The organism is Cohnella sp. GbtcB17, assembly GCF_019091135.1.
Classification (GTDB): Bacteria; Bacillota; Bacilli; order Paenibacillales; family Paenibacillaceae; genus Cohnella.
On record NZ_JAGXJW010000015.1, the window covers coordinates 126297 to 143272 of the forward strand.

15 protein-coding genes are annotated in these 16976 nt (G+C 53.5%); 8 read left to right on the forward strand and 7 right to left on the reverse strand.

The features are described 5' to 3' along the window. Positions 1-17: 17 nt before the first annotated feature. Positions 18-1424, reverse strand: a complete 1407-nt coding sequence (locus KVT38_RS10640; protein WP_254639134.1) for an aminotransferase-like domain-containing protein — start codon at positions 1422-1424, stop codon at positions 18-20. A 134-nt stretch (positions 1425-1558) separates the two neighbouring features. Here KVT38_RS10640 and KVT38_RS10645 point away from each other — a divergent pair, with 134 nt between their 5' ends. Beyond that, a complete protein-coding gene (locus tag KVT38_RS10645; RefSeq protein WP_217593690.1) occupies positions 1559-1969 on the forward strand; it encodes a GNAT family N-acetyltransferase in 411 nt (136 codons plus the stop codon). 90 nt (positions 1970-2059) lie between these two features. On the opposite strand, the gene KVT38_RS10650 is transcribed toward KVT38_RS10645, so the two are convergent. After that, complete coding sequence (locus KVT38_RS10650) at positions 2060-3421, reverse strand: MATE family efflux transporter (protein ID WP_217593691.1); 1362 nt, start codon at positions 3419-3421, stop codon at positions 2060-2062. Between the two features lie 256 nt (positions 3422-3677). Here KVT38_RS10650 and KVT38_RS10655 point away from each other — a divergent pair, with 256 nt between their 5' ends. The 4 genes from KVT38_RS10655 to KVT38_RS10670 all read left to right on the forward strand — a co-directional run bounded on the left by KVT38_RS10655 (position 3678) and on the right by KVT38_RS10670 (position 9529). Continuing rightward, positions 3678-5012: a spore germination protein gene (locus tag KVT38_RS10655; protein WP_217593692.1), complete on the forward strand. Its 1335-nt coding sequence runs from the start codon at positions 3678-3680 to the stop codon at positions 5010-5012. Then, the gene (locus tag KVT38_RS10660; RefSeq protein WP_217593693.1) at positions 5009-6121 is read left to right on the forward strand and encodes an SLC5/6 family protein; all 1113 of its coding nucleotides are present in this window, start codon (positions 5009-5011) and stop codon (positions 6119-6121) included. Before KVT38_RS10655 ends, KVT38_RS10660 begins: the two co-directional genes overlap by 4 nt. Continuing rightward, complete coding sequence (locus KVT38_RS10665; protein WP_217593694.1) at positions 6114-7217, forward strand: Ger(x)C family spore germination protein; 1104 nt, start codon at positions 6114-6116, stop codon at positions 7215-7217. Before KVT38_RS10660 ends, KVT38_RS10665 begins: the two co-directional genes overlap by 8 nt. Positions 7218-7336: 119 nt before the next feature. Beyond that, positions 7337-9529, forward strand: coding sequence for a fibronectin type III domain-containing protein (locus tag KVT38_RS10670; RefSeq protein ID WP_217593695.1), 2193 nt, complete (start codon positions 7337-7339; stop codon positions 9527-9529). A 66-nt stretch (positions 9530-9595) separates the two neighbouring features. On the opposite strand, the gene KVT38_RS10675 is transcribed toward KVT38_RS10670, so the two are convergent. Then, entirely contained in the window at positions 9596-10543 is a 948-nt protein-coding gene (locus KVT38_RS10675) for a phytanoyl-CoA dioxygenase family protein (protein ID WP_217593696.1), read from the reverse strand. A gap of 119 nt (positions 10544-10662) precedes the next feature. Between KVT38_RS10675 and KVT38_RS10680 the strand changes: the two genes are divergently transcribed. Both KVT38_RS10680 and gap read left to right on the forward strand, forming a co-directional pair. Next, positions 10663-11526, forward strand: coding sequence for a helix-turn-helix domain-containing protein (locus KVT38_RS10680; protein ID WP_217593697.1), 864 nt, complete (start codon positions 10663-10665; stop codon positions 11524-11526). Positions 11527-11717: 191 nt separating this feature from the next. Continuing rightward, positions 11718-12770 carry a type I glyceraldehyde-3-phosphate dehydrogenase gene (gap, locus tag KVT38_RS10685; RefSeq protein ID WP_217593698.1) on the forward strand — a complete coding sequence of 351 codons (1053 nt, stop codon included), beginning with the start codon at positions 11718-11720 and terminating at the stop codon, positions 12768-12770. A gap of 164 nt (positions 12771-12934) precedes the next feature. Here the strand turns inward: gap and KVT38_RS10690 are convergent, their stop codons facing one another. The 4 genes from KVT38_RS10690 to KVT38_RS34715 all read right to left on the reverse strand — a co-directional run bounded on the left by KVT38_RS10690 (position 12935) and on the right by KVT38_RS34715 (position 15853). Then, the gene (locus KVT38_RS10690; RefSeq protein ID WP_217593699.1) at positions 12935-13450 is read right to left on the reverse strand and encodes a discoidin domain-containing protein; all 516 of its coding nucleotides are present in this window, start codon (positions 13448-13450) and stop codon (positions 12935-12937) included. 278 nt (positions 13451-13728) lie between these two features. Further along, positions 13729-14439, reverse strand: a complete 711-nt coding sequence (locus KVT38_RS10695; protein WP_217593700.1) for an ABC transporter permease — start codon at positions 14437-14439, stop codon at positions 13729-13731. Then, positions 14408-15361: an ABC transporter ATP-binding protein gene (locus tag KVT38_RS10700; RefSeq protein ID WP_217593701.1), complete on the reverse strand. Its 954-nt coding sequence runs from the start codon at positions 15359-15361 to the stop codon at positions 14408-14410. The genes KVT38_RS10695 and KVT38_RS10700 overlap by 32 nt, the downstream gene beginning before the upstream one ends. 255 nt (positions 15362-15616) lie before the next feature. Next, on the reverse strand, positions 15617-15853 hold the full coding sequence (locus KVT38_RS34715; protein ID WP_254639135.1) for a hypothetical protein: 237 nt from the start codon (positions 15851-15853) through the stop codon (positions 15617-15619). 182 nt (positions 15854-16035) lie between these two features. Between KVT38_RS34715 and KVT38_RS10710 the strand changes: the two genes are divergently transcribed. After that, a complete protein-coding gene (locus KVT38_RS10710) occupies positions 16036-16695 on the forward strand; it encodes a TetR/AcrR family transcriptional regulator (protein ID WP_217593702.1) in 660 nt (219 codons plus the stop codon). Positions 16696-16976 lie beyond the last annotated feature (281 nt).

Below are 16976 nucleotides of genomic sequence, written 5' to 3' on the forward strand. Positions count from 1 at the left end.
TTTGCCTTTTCCAGCAATCAAATGCGTTGCTCGCGGAAAGTATAGTTTGTCGGCTTAGCGATCCGCAGTTTTTGCATTTCCTGGGCGATCGCCTTGATGCCGGCGTCGATCGCTTGCTCGTTGGCCCGCATGACGCTCAGTCGGATCATCCGATCGTGTCGGAAAGCCGGCAGCAGAAGCCGGTCGACGTTCATCGTCAATACCCCTTCGGCTTCGAGCCGCTCGCAAAGCCTCGAAGCGGACACCTGCTCAGGCAGCGCGAGCGCAGCAAACACGCCGCTCTCCGGTACTTGTATGGCCGCGTCCGCCGGGAGCGAGCGCCTGCAAGCGGATTGCAACGCCGACATTCGTGCCGAATAGAGCTTGCGCAATCGCTTCGTATGACTCGCGAACATGCCGCTTGCGATATAGAGTTCGAGCGCGCCTTGCGACAACGCCGGCGTGAACAAATCCGCCGCTTGCTTGTACCTGTGAAAAGCGGCGGCGAGCTTTTTCGGCAGCGCAACGGCGCCTAACCGAAGTCCGGGCAGCATGACCTTCGAAAAGCTTTTGACATAGATCACATGCGCTTCCCGATCATAAGCAAACATCGGATCCGCTTTTCCGTCGGGATCCAGATCGGCCAAATAATCGTCTTCGATCACGTAAACGTCGTATTTGGCCGCCAGCTTGACGATCGCCTGCTTCTGTTCCTTCGAATAGGAGCAGCCGAGCGGATTGTGAAACCGGGACACCGTATAAAAGCATTTGATGTTGTTATGCTGAAAATGCCGTTCCAATTCCTCCAGATTGATTCCATCCCATGCGCGTTCGATCCCGATCATCGTTATTCCCTTTACCCCGGCTGCCTGCATCGCTCCGAAATAGGTCGGCTGCTCAAGGAGAACATTCGTTTTCCCGTTCGGAAACGGCATTTCGACCAGCAAGCTGAGCGCCTGATGGGACCCGGACACGACAAAAATGTCCTCCGCTTTCGCAAACACTTGATCATCGGCAAAATGACGGGAGAGGGTGGAGCGAAGCGTTAATAACCCCTGCGTATCGCCATAAGCGAATAAATCGTCCCGATAGCGCTCGATCGCCTGCGTTAAACATTGCTGTACGTCCAAGTACGGCATCCAGTCTCCCTCGGGCGACGCGGATCGCATATCGATCGGCAGTCCAACCGGTGCCGGCGAGGAGGGGGAAGCGGTGGAATCGAGCAAAAAATAGCCGCTTTTCGGAACGGCGTAAACCAGATGACGGCGTTCTAATTCCGCATAGGCCCGTAAAATCGTGTTTTTGCTGCAGCCATACGTTTCGGTAAGCTTGCGGATGGACGGAAGCTTATCACCCGGTTTTAATCGGCCGTCTTTGGATTGCCTGACAAGCTCGTCGACGACGAACTCAAACTTTCGTTGATGATCGTCCTGACGCGACATCATCTATGCGTTCACTCCTAATCTGTACCCGTACAGACAATCGATTTAATGGAAGACATGTCGTGTGTCTCCTTATTATACTTCAAATGAATATTAAATTATCGCCGAAATTAGAGGATCAGATGGGAGTGTCAACGATGGACTGCAGCATGGACGGGTACAGATTTAGCGACGATAAGACACTGCTTCAAATGGACCGCATCCTGAACTGGTTAGCGGATTCGTACTGGGCCAACGAGCGCAGCAGCGGACAAATCGAACGGAGCATCGAGCAATCGATGTGCATCGGCGCCTATGAGGAAGGTTCGGACAGACAAGCGGGCTTCATGCGAATCATTACGGATTATGCCACGTTCGCTTGGGTATGCGATGTGATCGTAGATCCGGGAGAGCGGGGAAAAGGGATCGGAAAAAATCTGATGCGCGCATTGGTTGCGCATCCGAGTCTGCAGGGGGTCCACATGGGGCTAGGCACGCGGGATGCACATGGGTTATACGAGCAATACGGATTCGAGCGGACCGAGGCTATGAGGCGCTCTGCCCGATAGGCGCTTCCTTTGGCGGACAACGCAGTTCTCCGCAACGAAACCTTGCAAGCAAAAAGGACGGCGCCGCGGCGCCGTCCTTTTTGCTTGCAATCAATGCGACATCATCGCGGGCGCCGACGCCTTCCCCGACTTGACGCGGGCTTTGCTCCAGTCCAGCTTGACGTATCGCCAGCCGTTGGCCAGCGCGGCCAGCACCATGTTGCTGCACAGCGCGATCCAGGCGCCCACCTGACCATAGTCCAGCACGACCGTCAGCAGCAGCGTACAAGGAATGAAGATGATCCAATTCAGAACGAACGCCACACGGGACAAATACGTCGTATCGCCGATGCCGCGCAGCCCTCCGCCGAAAATAATGCCCGTCGTATTGAACAATTGGATAAATGCCGCAAGATGAATGAGCGGCACGACGGCCATGAAGACGGCCCGCTCCGGCGTATACAGCTTGGCGATCGGCAAGGCGAAGACGAACATCAGGATCGAGATGAGCACCATCAGGAGGATGCCCAGCAGGACAGTCATCAGACCGAATCGCTTCGCCTCCGCGTGCTGTCCTTTCCCGATCTCTTGTCCGGTGCCGATCGTCGCCGCCGCGCCGAAGCCGTTCGAGGGCATGAACCCGAACGACAAAATGTTCAAGGCGATCTCGTTCGCCGCGATGGCGACCGTTCCCAGGCGAGAGATGCACATCGTAAATACGAGCATGCCCAGGCTGTTGGACATTTCCATCATGCTGAGCTTCGCGCTCTCGAATATCATCAGTTTGACCTGCTTCCCTTCGAATCGCTCGAAGGTGCGGGTCAGCAGCGTGGCGTTCAAGTAGCCGTAGTACACCCACAGACACATTGCAGCCGTGACGATCTCCGCGATCAATACGCTCCAAGCGGCGCCCTGCAGTCCAAGATCCGGAAAGCCGTATTTGCCGTAAGCCAGCACGTACGTCAGCACGACGACCAGACCGCTGTTGATCAGCGCGATCGTCATCGGCGTCTTGGTGTCGCCGATCGCCCGTAGATAGGCGAAGAACGCGCCGCTGAAAATGCCGAAAATCAGCGCGATCATGCGAATCATGACATAGTCGGCGCCAAGTGCGACGATCTCGTCGTTCAGTCCCATCGCGCGCAAGATAAGCTCGGGGGCGAGCAGGCTGCCCGCCAGCAGGATGACGGCGAGTACGCCGGTCAGCGCCAGCGCGATTTGCATCCGCTGATTGGCGAGCCGCATCTCGCCGGAACCGTAGTTTTGCGCGACCAGATAGTTGATCGCGTTCTGTATGCCGGCGCACAGCGCCCACATGTTGTAGATAAGAATGTTGGTCACGCCCACGACCGCGATCGCGGCCGCTCCCAGCTTGCCGACAATCATCAAAACGAGCAAGCCCGTAAAGGTCATCGATGAAAACGTAGCGATGGATGGTAGCGCCAGGTGTAAAATACGTTTTGCCAGCTGCACTTCTTTTCTGCCTCCTGCCTGTTGTTGCCGCACTTGAAGGTTATCCGTTTCAAGCAGACGTAAGCTCTATTATAAACGGGTGTTTAACTCCATTCCTAGCGGAATTTGCAACCTTTTCTTATCTTTTTGCAACTTATTTTGATGCCTTTATACAACCGTAATAGAAAGGAAGGAACTGGGGCATTGTACTAAGAAGCACCGCGGAGGTTTCCAAGAACCGCCGGTACGATGTCTGGATCGATGAGGAGCAGCGCCGTTGATTAAAGAGACCCTTGAAAAATTGAAGGCTTCCGCCGATTTCCAGTGCGAAACGCTGGACAACGGACGTTTTCAAATCGAACTCTGTTACTTTTCTTCCTTGTCCGATAAGACGGTCATCAAAAAAGAGGTCGCGCATCCGTTCCAGCATGCCGAAGCGACGACCGATTACTGCGATACGCTAAGCGCAGCATTGTCCTGCGAGAAGCTGGTGGAGGATGCCGATCCGATGGACGACCTCTTGAAGGGCTTTGTCCTTATCCGTGTCGGCACCGACTGCTTCAGTCTGGACGCTGCGAAAACGATCAACAACCAGCCGCTCGAAACCTCCTCGGAAATGACGCTTCAAGGGCCGCAATCCGGCTACAGCGAGGATACGGATACGAATTTGCTGATCACTCGCAAGAGATATCCCTATCCGACGCTCGTGGCGGAAAAACGCCAATTGGGCAGCGTGTCCCGAACGAAAGCCTATATGCTGTACGACAAGGAGAAGGTCAATCCTGATATTCTTCGCAGACTAAGCGACATGCTGGACGCGATAAAAGCGGAAACGGTGATGTCCACCGGCCAGCTCGAGGCGCTGATCACGGACACCAAATTGCGGTGGCTGCCGACGATGCTCGTCACTGAGCGCCCCGACCGCGTTGTTTATAACCTTGCGCAAGGAAAAATCGTCATTTTGCTGGACGGCACGCCTTACTCGCTCATCGCGCCGGTCGTTTTTTACGATTTTCTGTCGGCCATGGACGATATGTATCAATCGTTTATCGTTTCGCGTGCGCTCATCCTGATGCGTTATGTGGCGCTATTGATCACCATTACGCTGCCGGGATTGTATGTCGCCGTCGTCTCCTACAACCCGCAAATATTTCGCGTTCAATTCGCGTTGTCCGTGGCGGGAAGCCGGGCGGCCGTCCCGTATCCATCGTTCATCGAGGTTCTGATCATGCTGTTCCTCATTGAAGCGCTCGTTGAGGCGAGTCTTCGTCTGCCCAGCTACATCGGTTCGACCGCGACCACGGTCGGCGGGCTGATCCTCGGTCAAGCGGCACAGATGGCCGGCCTCGTCAGCAGCATCATGATTATCATTACGTCCGCCGTTGCGATCTCGAACTTTGTCGTGCCGATCAACACGATGAGCTTCGCCGTAAGGATCGCCAAATATCCGCTCGTGCTCCTGGCCTCCTTGTTCGGTCTTGCGGGGCTCGTATCCGGGATGTTCGCGCTCGCTCTGTATACGACGAACCTCGAAAATTTCGGCCAGCCCTATTTTCGCTTGTTTATCGGCGAGCCGGCCGTGGCGGGCTATAAGGACAGTGATACGGATTGACTCGCTACTATTTTTATTTTTATCTGATCTGCATGCTGATCAACACGATCTTTTTCGTGCCCCGCATTCTGCTTGCGCAGCGCTTCGATGGGGCGATTATGGCGCTGATCGCCGCGGTCGGCATCGGCACCGCGCTCGCAGTGACGTTCACCAAATCGATCGGGCGGTTTCCCGGTAAAGGATTGCCCGAAATTTTCGCCGGCTTTATGCCCTTGCCGATCCGCACGCCGATTCTCATTTTTATGGGCATCATGTGGATCATCTCGGGCTCCATCATCATTATCGCGTTTTCTTTTATTACGAATCGGTATTTAAGTCCCGAGACGAGCCCGCAGCTGCTGCTCATCTGCTTCTGCGGCATCTGCAGCTGGGCATCGACGCGCAAAGCCTCCTCGATCATCAGCGTCACGGAGATCATCATACTTGTGAATTTGCCGATTGTGGCGTTTATTATGTACAAGTCGTTTTCGCAGAAGCTGTTCGACTGGGATTCGGTCAAGATCATGACCGACTATGTATTCGTTAAGCCAAGCTGGTCGCTGCTTGCGGCAGCGACCTATCCGTTCAGCGGCTATATCAATTTTGCGATATACAACCGGTATTTCAAGGAACTGAAAGTTACTCATCTGTGGCTCGTACCGGTGATCGGCGCCTTTGTTCTGTTCACCTCGATCGTCGTCCCGATCGGACTGCTCGGCACCTCGGCCGTCGGCGACTATCTATATACGTGGATCAGCGCCGCCGACACGCTGCGCATGCAGTACGGCTTTATCGAGCGCGTCGTGTTTTTGTTTCTGTTCATCTACATCGGATTTTCGCTGTTGTTCGTCACCATCTGCTGGAACATCGGCATTCAATTGATCTGCGGCTGTCTGCCGGACCGGCTCACAAAGAAAAAGCGAAGCCGCATCGTTACGTACTGGTGCATAGCCGGCGTCAACGCTGCCGTCACTTTTTGGACCGGCGTCCTATCGAACGACAAAGGGATGATCAACTTCGTGAAAATATGGCTGAATTTGCGATTGGGTTCCGAGATCGCCCTCGTCGCCCTGATGGCCGTGCTCGCTTGGCTTCACGTCAGCCGGAGACGGAACCGGGAACATGCTTAAACTGTCCAATCGCGTATTACGCCTGGCCGCCGTTCTGCTGGCGGGCTGCATGCTATTGTCCGGCTGCGGATTCAGAGATATCGACAAACGTTTTTTTGTCATCGAGATCGGCATCGACAAGGGCGATCAAAAAGCCTACAAAATATCGCTGAAGCTGGCGATTCCTTCGCCCAAGATGGAGCCCGGCGATTCGCGGTGGCAGATCATCACCGCGGAAGGAGACAGCATCGCCGAGACTGTCAGGCGCATGAAATCGATGGTGGACAAGGAGTTCGACTTCGGCCATGCTAAAGTCATCGTGCTCGGAAAAACGTTCGCGGAAAAAGGTCTGGCACATTCGCTCGACTGGATGTCGCGACGCAGAGACATCCAGGCTGTGTCATTTATGGCGATCGGCGTACCTGATGCGCTCACCGTGCTCAGGGTCAAGCCGCCGTCCGAACGGCTGCCCGGCAATGCGTTGATTCTCAGCTTTACGCGGGAAGGAACCGAGTCACCTTACATCGTGACGACGTATTGGTTCGATTATTATCGCAGAATGAGGGCAGAAGGCAAGGATCCGTTCCTGCCGGTCATCACGGCCGAAAGGGATACGTTCGATATCGACAAAGTCGCGGTGTTCGCAAAAGGAAACAAAAAGCTCGAGCTGGAGTCGACGGATACGGACGTTTTCAACCAGCTCGTCCGTCATTTGCAGCGCTTCGTCATACGCGGAGAGCTCAAAGGGAACCCGTTTATCGTAAACGTCGACAGCATGAAGCTCAAGTATCGCATTTTAACGCCTGCCGGCGGCGATCCGTCCGTCGAGATGAATATTAAGATTATGGGGGAGGTGGAAGAGTCCTCGATCTCTCTTTTCGATCAGGATTGGCGCTCGCTTGAGCGCAGTCTCGCCGAGAACCAGCGACAACGATACACGGAAGTTTTGAAGAAGCTTCAGGAAGCGAAGGTCGATCCTGTCGGATTCGGCTTGCGTTACCGCGCGACGCGGCATCGGCCGAAGACGGAGTGGGAGGAATGGCAGCGGCTGTACCCCCAAGTTCAGTTTCATGTCCGGGTGACGGTCGAACTGAAAGGCACGGGAATCGTCAAATAAACAAGGAAGCGTCTTTTTTTAAGGTAGAATTTGGTGGTATAGGATATGGTTCGTGCGAGTGATTTCACTTTTTCCTGATTATGGTACGTTTAATGAAAACGTACAAGGAGTGAAGTGAATTGTATCGACGGTTCTGGTATGTAACGGGCTTGGCGCTCGTATTGACGCTCATGCTGTCTTTTGGGGCAGCGCCGGAAGCTAAAGCCGCTACATCGGCAAATTTGACGGACAATACGGACGAGCCTCCGGTGGTGACGCGCTTGGAGCCTGCAAGCGATCATGCCGTTATTCGCAGCAACAGCCTGCATGTCGTTGCCGAAGCAGAAGACGACCTCGCTCAGCCTTCGTTTTTGGTGCAGATCGGCGTGGATCTCCGATATCCGGATATCGTCGAGAGCGACCAGGGCGCGGGCCGATTCGATCGCGTATTCGATGTGACGCGTTACGACGGCAAGCCGCTGAACATTCAATACGCCATTTCGGATGGAAGGCTGCCGGACGGCGACGACAATCGCCGGGTCATCGTGAAGCGTACCGTCCATGTCGAATCCAGCCCCGAGCTGGTCGAGGAGGAACGCGAACCGGATGCGCAGATTCTCGATGCGGACACGTCGCGTCTGCTGCTGCTTCGCGGCGGTTCCTTGATCGTGAAGGATCGCACGAGCGGTGCCGAGACCGAGCTGTTGGAAGGCGTTACGACCGACCGATCGGACGGTTTTAAACTTACGCCTGTCGGAGCTGCTTTTCTTATAGACACGGGCTGGTACGAAATGAAGCTTTTTTGGTGGAACGGAGAGACGCTCCAGTCGATGCCGGTGGAGTCGGGATCGGTATGGCAGGCGAGAGGGAATTATATCGCGTGCTCGGACTCGGGAACGCTTCATTGGATCGATACCGCAGCGGGGACGGTCCGCGATATTCCATACGCATACGATCTGAACTTTGAGCTGGAACCAAGCGGTGCGCTCCTGCTGGAGCCGAACAGCAACGCCGGGCAAAGCGACGCCATACTACGCTACGATCCGTTAAGCGGCAGCTCGACGACCGTCTTTACGTATCCGGGAGCGCCGCGCGGCCCCGTGACCGACGGCAACGCTATTTTGTTCACTTTAAACGACGGTCGATTAATGCAATTCGCAGATGGAACGGTAACTGAAGTGGATGCCGGCACGAATGGCGAACGACGCTCGCCGCACGAAGACTATGAAGTGAACGAGGGCTGGATTGCCTTCGGGAAACAGGACGCGGCACAAGGACGGCAGCTTTATTTGAAATCGCCGGAAGGTACGGTAACGCAAGCGACGAACTTCGATACGGGAGCAGCCATTCATTCTTTGAGCCATTCGGGTACGTTGATCGTTGCGCGCGAAGGCCAATTATATCGTTACGACCCTCAAATGAACAAAACGATTCGTGTCGCGGGAGAGGCCGGCGCCATCAGCTGGATCGACGGGCAGCTCCACTATTTGTTGGGCGATACGATCTTTACCGTAAAACAGCAAGCACCAACCGACACCAAGGCGCCGACTTGGCCCCAAGGGGAAGTATTGACGTTTTCCCATGCGACGCGTTCAAGCGTTGGCCTCCACTGGCAGCAGGCTGTCGACGAAGGCGGCGTAACCAAGTATTTGCTTTATCAGAACAATCAGCCGCTCGCGACCTTGAGCGGAACTGCCGATAGCTATGAAGCGCAACGATTGTCCCCTGGATCGACCTACGTTTTTTCGCTGGTCGCCGTCGATGCCGCAGGCAACGAGAGCGGGAAGATAAGCGGCACGATCGTCACGGCTGCCTATCGTCCGGTGCCCAAGCCGGAGACGCTGCTTAACAGCTTCGACGGTACGATACTGGATTTTGACCCGTATCGCATCTTATGGAAGCAAACCGGGAATAACGCGTTATGGCTCTACAGCCGCATCGACAAAAGCCAAGTCAAGGTTTACGAGGCTGCAGCAGCTGCAAGCGTCGTCGTGAAGGGCGGGTTATCCGTCGAAGGCGTCGTTTATACGTTAAACGCGGATGGGGCGCCGGTCACGTATGAATGGAAGAACGGCGTGGTCATCCATGAATGGGAAGGAGACGGACAATCCCATTACGAAACGAGAGGGCTGCCAGACGGCTATGCCATTTATAAGGTCGGCGGCACGACGTATTTGTACGCCGCCCAGGAAGGCAGGCTGATATATTCGTTTGACGGCACGGGAACGATAGCGTACCGCGCGCATTGGTTCGAGGGCCCGGCGGAGCAGCCCTATCGCATGGACGCGTGGTACCGTGTTGACGGCGGTTCCTTGTATGGCATTCGAATGTAAGGACTTTCCCATACTTAACTAATAGAAGCTGCGACGCCGACAATCCGGCGTGCAGCTTCTCTGCGTTCAGCATATTTTTTCTTTTTGCCAGCGAATCGAATCGTCGAATTCGGCAAACTCAAATTGCTTGTTTACCCAGTAATGCTTCAGCTTCTCGTCGGTCCAGCCTTCGTAGAGCTCATCCCATTCAAAAGGACCGTGCGGCTTCAGCGAAGCGGGTTCGATGACCTCGCTTGCCGGTTGGTAGCGATAATCGCACGATAGCCGAATTCGGCCGGGGATCTGGTTCGACATCGATTTGTGAACGGTGTGGCTGTGGAAGACGAGCACATCTCCAGCCTCGTAATCGATCGTCTGCCAGTCGTAGTCGAGACCGCACAGGATCGACTCCAACCCGCCGGCTCCGGGGTTGTTCGACACGCCGAGCAGTCCGGCCTGATGGCTTCCTTTGAGCACGGCCAGGCCGCCCAATTCTCTCGATACGTCGCCGAGAGGCATCCAGCAGGTCCATGTATTGGCCGCGCCCTGGATATGGAGAAAGTCCTGATGCGAAGGCGTGATTTTGGCGTCGCGATGCGGAAGCATGATTCGGCCGATATTCCGCGGATGCGGAAACGGCGTTTCCTCGAACAAAGCGGTGAAGACGGACAGAATCTCGGGCGAATGGGCCAAGGCGTGAAAAGCTTCGAGCTTCTGAATCCGGCGATACATCTCAAGCGTGACGCCGACGCCGTTCCATTGCAGCTCTTCCGACGTATAGCGATTGACGGCTTCAATATCGGCCATCCCTTCCATGAGCGGGTAACTCGGATCCATCACCCCGAAGCTGTCCAGAATGTCCAGGACGCTTCGTCGAACCTCGAGCACACGAGCGCGCGGGAGGAGTCCTCTGAAGAAGAGCAGGCCGTCATCGTTCGCTCTCGCGCGCAATCGATCGGGCCTACCGAGAAGCGGGCCGGCATCCGCGAAGGTGCCGGAAACGGGTTTGCGTTCATTGTCCAAAACGGGATTCATCGCGTATCATTCCTCCTCTTGTATTGTTGCCATCATATCACCCGTAACGCTAAAATCATTTAGATGGCAACGGACGACATTGTCATTTACCGGAATGAATACAAGGGAGGGGCATGCGGATGGAAGCGTTTATACAGGTAATCGAAAACGCGCAGCCGGCCGTCCATTATGCGAACAGCTGGATCGGCGCACCTGGCGAATCCTTCGGTCCGAGAATCATCGGGGACTATCAGTGGCTCTACGTGAAGAGCGGCAAAGGCAGCGCGCGAATCGGCGCCGAGTCCTTCCGCGTATATCCCGGTTGCTTGTTCACTTACGGTCCCGGTCAGCCGCATTGGTTCCAAGCGGGCGTCGACGAGCCGCTTGTGTTGTACGGATTGCACTTCGGCTATGAGCGACAGGCCGGAATGGAAGACGTGTTGCGCATGATTCGGAACGTCGATTGGGACAGCTTCGATAAAAAAATCCCCGATGTCCCCGTTCCATTTCCCCCGAGGATGGAGACGGGCGCTTGGCCGCTGCCATACTTCGAGCGATTGGTCGAGGAGTATTGGGGAAATCGGACGATGCGCGCCATGGTGTTAAGGGGGCTGTTCACCGAGCTGCTGGCCAGAGTCGCGCGGTGGGTCGTCGACAAGCCCGCCCGGACGCTGCCGCAGGATAAACGTATGGTCCGCGTCAAGGAAAACCTGGAGCGCAAAACGATGGAAAGCTATCGGACCGAGTGGCTGACGGACGGTTTGCCCTTCAGCCACGATTACGTCTCCCGCTTGTTCAAGCAATGCTTCGGGCAATCTCCGCGCGACTATCATAACCAGGTAAGAGTGGCGGCGGCGCGGGAGCTTCTCGAGGAGACGGGGCTCAGCTCCACTGCGGTCGCCGAGCGGATGAAGTTCGGCAGCGTGCATCACTTTTGCAAATGGTTCAAAAAGCATACGGGCATGCAGCCTGGCGCTTACCGTAAAAGAAGCCGTTTTCTGTAACGGTTTAAGGGACGTGGCCCATTTAGAATTTTATGATGCGGATTTCTGCTATTTAATATATATGACGCATTAAATGGGTGTATAAGTGGTTTTATTGCATTTTATAAGCGTATTAATTAAATTAAAATGAATCATATATTGCCTTTTTGATTTATTTATGATGTATTATATAAAGGAGGGAGGGACAGTGAATGAAAATCGGACTTAGCGGAACCGGTAGAATCGGTAGACTTGTTGTTCGAAGTTTAATGAATCATGCTCCGCAGCACGCGGACCTTGTGGCGATCAATACGACAGGTTCCGTTGAAGTGCTGGCACATTTGCTGAAGTACGATACCGTGCATGGCGTCTGGGACGCGGACATTGTCAGCGATGAGGGTGAGCTGACGATCAATGGCCGGAAGATCGCGATCGTCTCCGAGAGGGATCCGGAAAAACTGCCTTGGCGCGCGTTGGGTGTAGATCTGGCTATTGACGCGACCGGACGTTTTAACAACCGCATCGGCGCTTCCAAGCATCTAACTGCAGGTGCGAACCGCGTATTTCTCACAGCCCCGGCGGATCAAGCGGATTTTACATTGGTGATGGGAGTCAATGAACGCGGCTATGATACCGAACGGCATCGCATCTTGTCCGCCGCTTCTTGCACGACGAACTGTCTGGCACCGGTATTGCATGTGCTGGATCAAGCGTTCGGCATTGAAAAGGGCTGGATGTCTACTGTTCACGCGTATACAAACGATCAGAATCACTTGGATAATTCGCATAAGGATTTGCGACGGGCGCGATCTTGTGCGAATTCGATCATCCCCACGAGTACAGGCGTCAGAAAAGCGTTAAAGAACGTATTGCCCCATCTTGCCGACCGGATAAACGGCTTATCCATCCGCGTACCGGTGCAAGACGTATCGCTGCTGGACCTTGTCGTTCGGCTGCGGTCCAAAGCAGAGCCAGCGGAAATTCGCGACGTTTTCGTTCGCGCCGCCGAAGGCGAGCTTCGGGGCATCGTCGCCTACAACGAGCTTCCGCTCGTATCCGCCGATTACATAGGCAACGCGCATTCGGCGATCATCGACGGATTAAGCTTGCATACGGACGAAAACGAGTTGAAGCTGCTGGTCTGGTACGACAACGAATGGGGCTACGCTTCGCGCGTCGTGGATGCTGCATTCCTGATCGCATCGGCAGATGCGGATCGGGGATGGGCTGAACGGGAAGACGCAATAGATGCGGCCAGATCGTGACATCGTTAAGATAAGGGGCGGTTCATGAAGGTTACGTTAAAGAAGAGCAACCCGTAGGCTGCTCTTCTTTTGCTTATCTTATCTTCATGCGGCTACGGCCGCGATCGCGATTCACGGAGCGCCGTTCGCCGGCTTTATAGGGCGAAGTACGCCGGCGATCGCCTTCACGGTCCGTATATTTCGAGCTCGCCGAGTATGGTCGCGGTGCCGCCGCCGCTGACCGGCGACAGGTTGACGCGAACGTAGCGCGCGCTGACGGTGCTCGGCAGGTTGATGGTCGCCGTATAGCTGTTGCCCGTGTAAAAGGCATGGGTGCTGGTCGATTGATTCGTAAAGCTGCTGTCGTCCGCCGAATTGCTGGTCTGAATCGTTACCGCTTGGACGAAGTGGCCGTAAGTCGGCGTCTTCAGGACGATCTGATTGACCGATTGGACGCTGCCGAGATCGACCGTAATCCAGCCTGCCGCGCCGTAATTCGGCTGCCAGAACGTACTCTGTCCACCGTCTACGGCGTTGGCCAGACCGGTTCCGCTGCTGGCCCATACATAACGGCCCAAAGCCAGGTTGTAAGAAGCAGACGCGCTGCTCAGATGAAACGATAGCTGCGCAACAGCAAGCAGGAGCGTGAGCAGCAGCGCGATTGACGTTCTCTTTTTCACGATTTGAATACGCGTGGACATGAGCGGCCTCCTTGGCGCAAGAAGATGATCAGTCAAAAAATGCGTGCGTTCTAACCAGCGGTGCCCGCATGGCTGTTGCTTTTCCGATAGGCGCGGCACCCGTGAACCGAATCACCTCCGCTTATTCCCGCCATTCGCGGTCCGTTTGTCACTTTCGTCTATACCATAACAACAATGGATGATCGTGAGAATGTGCATAACTATTGTAATTTTGCGCATATCGGGAGGCCGCCAACATTTAACGAAATTAAACATTAAGTTCTAACTTACCGGGCAAATCACCGCTGCTCCCTGTTTTGCAACCATTTAATCGTCCCGATGAAGCCTGCCAGTCCTATTAAAAATACGAGAATATAACTGATGCCCGCCAAGGGAAAGAAGGCGACGCCGTTTTCCTTCAAATGCATAGCAGGAACAGACCAGGGCAGATACGTGCCGATGGCAGTAGGCCCTAACGCCAATGCCAGCATCAATGTCGTAAAAGCAAAGCCGATCGGCACCAGATAACCGCGAGAAATGCAGGCCAATAGGGCAAGAGGAGCGCTTAATAAGAGGTGGAGGGAGCCAATGATAAGGATGAGGAACAAATAATGTTGGACAATCGCAAACGAAAAGCCAGGGAGTCCAGTAGCAAAACCAAGTACTAGGGCGTAAGCAAAGCTGATCAACATCATAACCAAACACCAGAATATAACTGCGGCGTATTTGGCAATCGCTATTTTCCCGCGCGATATAGGCAAAACGAGCAAATCCTTGAGCGTCCGATCAGCATACTCACGGCCAAAGGTCCAGCTTGTCAGCAATCCAAATCCCAGCAGTCCAAACACGGATGCATACAAAAACGCAGTCCTTTCAAAAAAAGAAGTCCAATCGGGCTGTCCCAGGAACAACGTGATGACAAACAATATAAACGCCAGCGTGCCCCATAAAACAAAGGATCGTCTCAATTTGTAAACTTCAATGCTGTAGGCCGTCAACAAGGGTCTCATTCCGTTTTCCCTCCTTAACACCGATTACTTTAAGAAAATAATGTTCCAAATTCTCTTCTTCGATTTTAAGCATGGTCAGCGGCACTTCATGATCGGCAAGCAATCTCGCAATATGTTCGGGATTTTTCACGGCATGATCATCGGGCAGTGCAAGGCAGTTATGCGCGGACGGATGTACGGCATACCCCGCGTCAGAAAAAATGGCTTGCGCCTTCCGAACATCCTTCGTTCCGATCATCAACTGCTTTCGCCGGATGGTTTCAAAGTCTTTTGCCGTCAGTTCTTCAAGCAGTACGCCTTTGTGAATAATGCCGATTCGAGAAGCCATTTTGGATATTTCCTCAAGGATATGGCTTGATATAAACACGGTAACCCCTTGTTGAGAAGCTAGAGCTTTCAGCATTTCTCTTATCTCGACAATTCCGGCTGGATCAAGTGCATTAGTTGGCTCATCAAGAATCAGAACGTCTGGCTTATGAATTAAAGCTTTGGCCAATCCGAGCTTCTGCGCGTTGCCAAGCGACAAATCCTTTGCCTTACTATTCGCATATGGGGTCAATTTCAATTGCTCCATCATATCGTCAACTGCCCTCGGAACCCGCAATCCTCGCAACCTGGCCATCAAATTCAAGTTTTCCCTCACCGTAAAGTTAGGGTAGGCATAAGGAACTTCCACCATATAACCTACTCGCCTCGACAAATCGGGATTGCCGTTCGCCCAGCGCTGACCAAACAAATACACTTCTCCGGAAGATGGCTTGCTCATTCCGAGAAGAGCTCGAATGGTTGTCGTTTTTCCTGCGCCGTTCAACCCCAGAAAGCCATAGATTTCTCCTTTTTTAACGGAAATCGATACGCGATCGACAATGACTTTATTTCCATATTGCTTGGTCAAGTTAACGGTTCGAATAACTTCTTCCATAGAATCAGTCCTTCGCGAAGTTTTCACCACAAATGAAGTTCAAGTAATATTCAACCATTCGGACGTTAACCCGGTTGATACGCCTCTAGCGACGGTTGCTCCGGTTCTTCGATGTCTGCCGGAATTGTAGCCTGAAGTTGCCACTTATCGGATTTCGGCAGCGGTGTCACTCCGGCCATCGCCCCCGAAGATGTCCAGATATGGATACGGTCGCGATCTAACTCTTTCAATCGTACATCGACCAGATACCATCGCTCATGTTCGTGCGTTTCCCCAACCAGCGGCAAATGAACAGACCGGATCACGATAGGGTGTCTCAAGTTCGGCGCTGACTGCAACGGTAATAGCCGGCTTGTCTACACGCCTGCCATCTGCGGTATAATAACGAACAGGCAAATCCAGCACGCCTGTATCTTTGATATAGTGAACGGCCTCCAAATCATCGACGACTTCAAGCGAGCGAGGCTGAATGGCTTTGGCGCGGGATGCCATGTTTAATGAGGCGCTTCGTTCGATCAGACGATGGCGGACGTTTCGTCGGGCAAGGTCGCGTATCCTCCTTTATCATTGATTTGATATGCTATATTCGCTATACTACACCGTGCAGTGTAGTTTGTAAAGCGGAAGGCTCTATTTGATTTTCGGTCGTATACTTACAAGGGGGAAGCATAAGAGTGGATCATACAGAAAACAAGAAAATCCGCAAAGGCTCTTCAGACAAGCGAGCTAAAATTATTGCGGCGGCACGAGACCTGTTCCTTACAGATGGGTTTGATCGTTCCAGCGTCGATGCAGTCGCAGCTAAAGCGGGAGTGTCCAAACGGACCGTTTATGATTATTATGGCGACAAACAGAACCTGCTGCTTGCCGTTGTGGAAGAATCCAGTTCGGCGGTTCTGAACATGATCGAGCAGGGGATTTCAGACCACCTATCGGAATTCGAGGATCTCGCGCAGGCGCTCATCTTATTTTGCGGACAAATTGTAGCTTCTGCGAATGGTTCGTCCGATTACATTGCTTTGATCCGTCTCGTTATGGTAGAAGCCGCCAATCTGCCGGACTCGTTTTTTGAAAGGCTGGATCACGCTACTGAAGAGGGGTTAATCAGTAGGTTTACAGCGTTCGGACAAAGCGGATTGCTCGATGTGCGCGATCCTAAAATGGCTGCAAAGCACTTCGCGGCTTTAACCTTTTTATTGGTATTTAATCAACCGAGAAAAACCGGGGTATTGGACGAGGAGCAAACGAAACGTATTATCACGGAAGGCGTACACGTCTTTCTTTGCGCCTATGCGCCGCGTTCCGTTCAAAACAAAAATCAAGCTTCATCCTGATCGCGATTATAAATAACCAAAATTTGATCGTGGCGTTTGGGTGATGTCGATGTTATGATAATCATCCAGCCCGGCGATTCGTTCCACCTGACGCTCTTAATCGAATGAAGCTTAAGAGAGTTGGAAAACATTTACGCTTGCGCTAAGCAGCCGGACTTGATATGATGTAATTCCTGCCTCGGAAACGAAGCGGACAAGCGAAGACGAGATTGCTCCTTGAAAACTGAACATCGAGCGTTAAAACAAACGGACGCTGAAGCCTTTCGAGGCCGAAGCGAAAA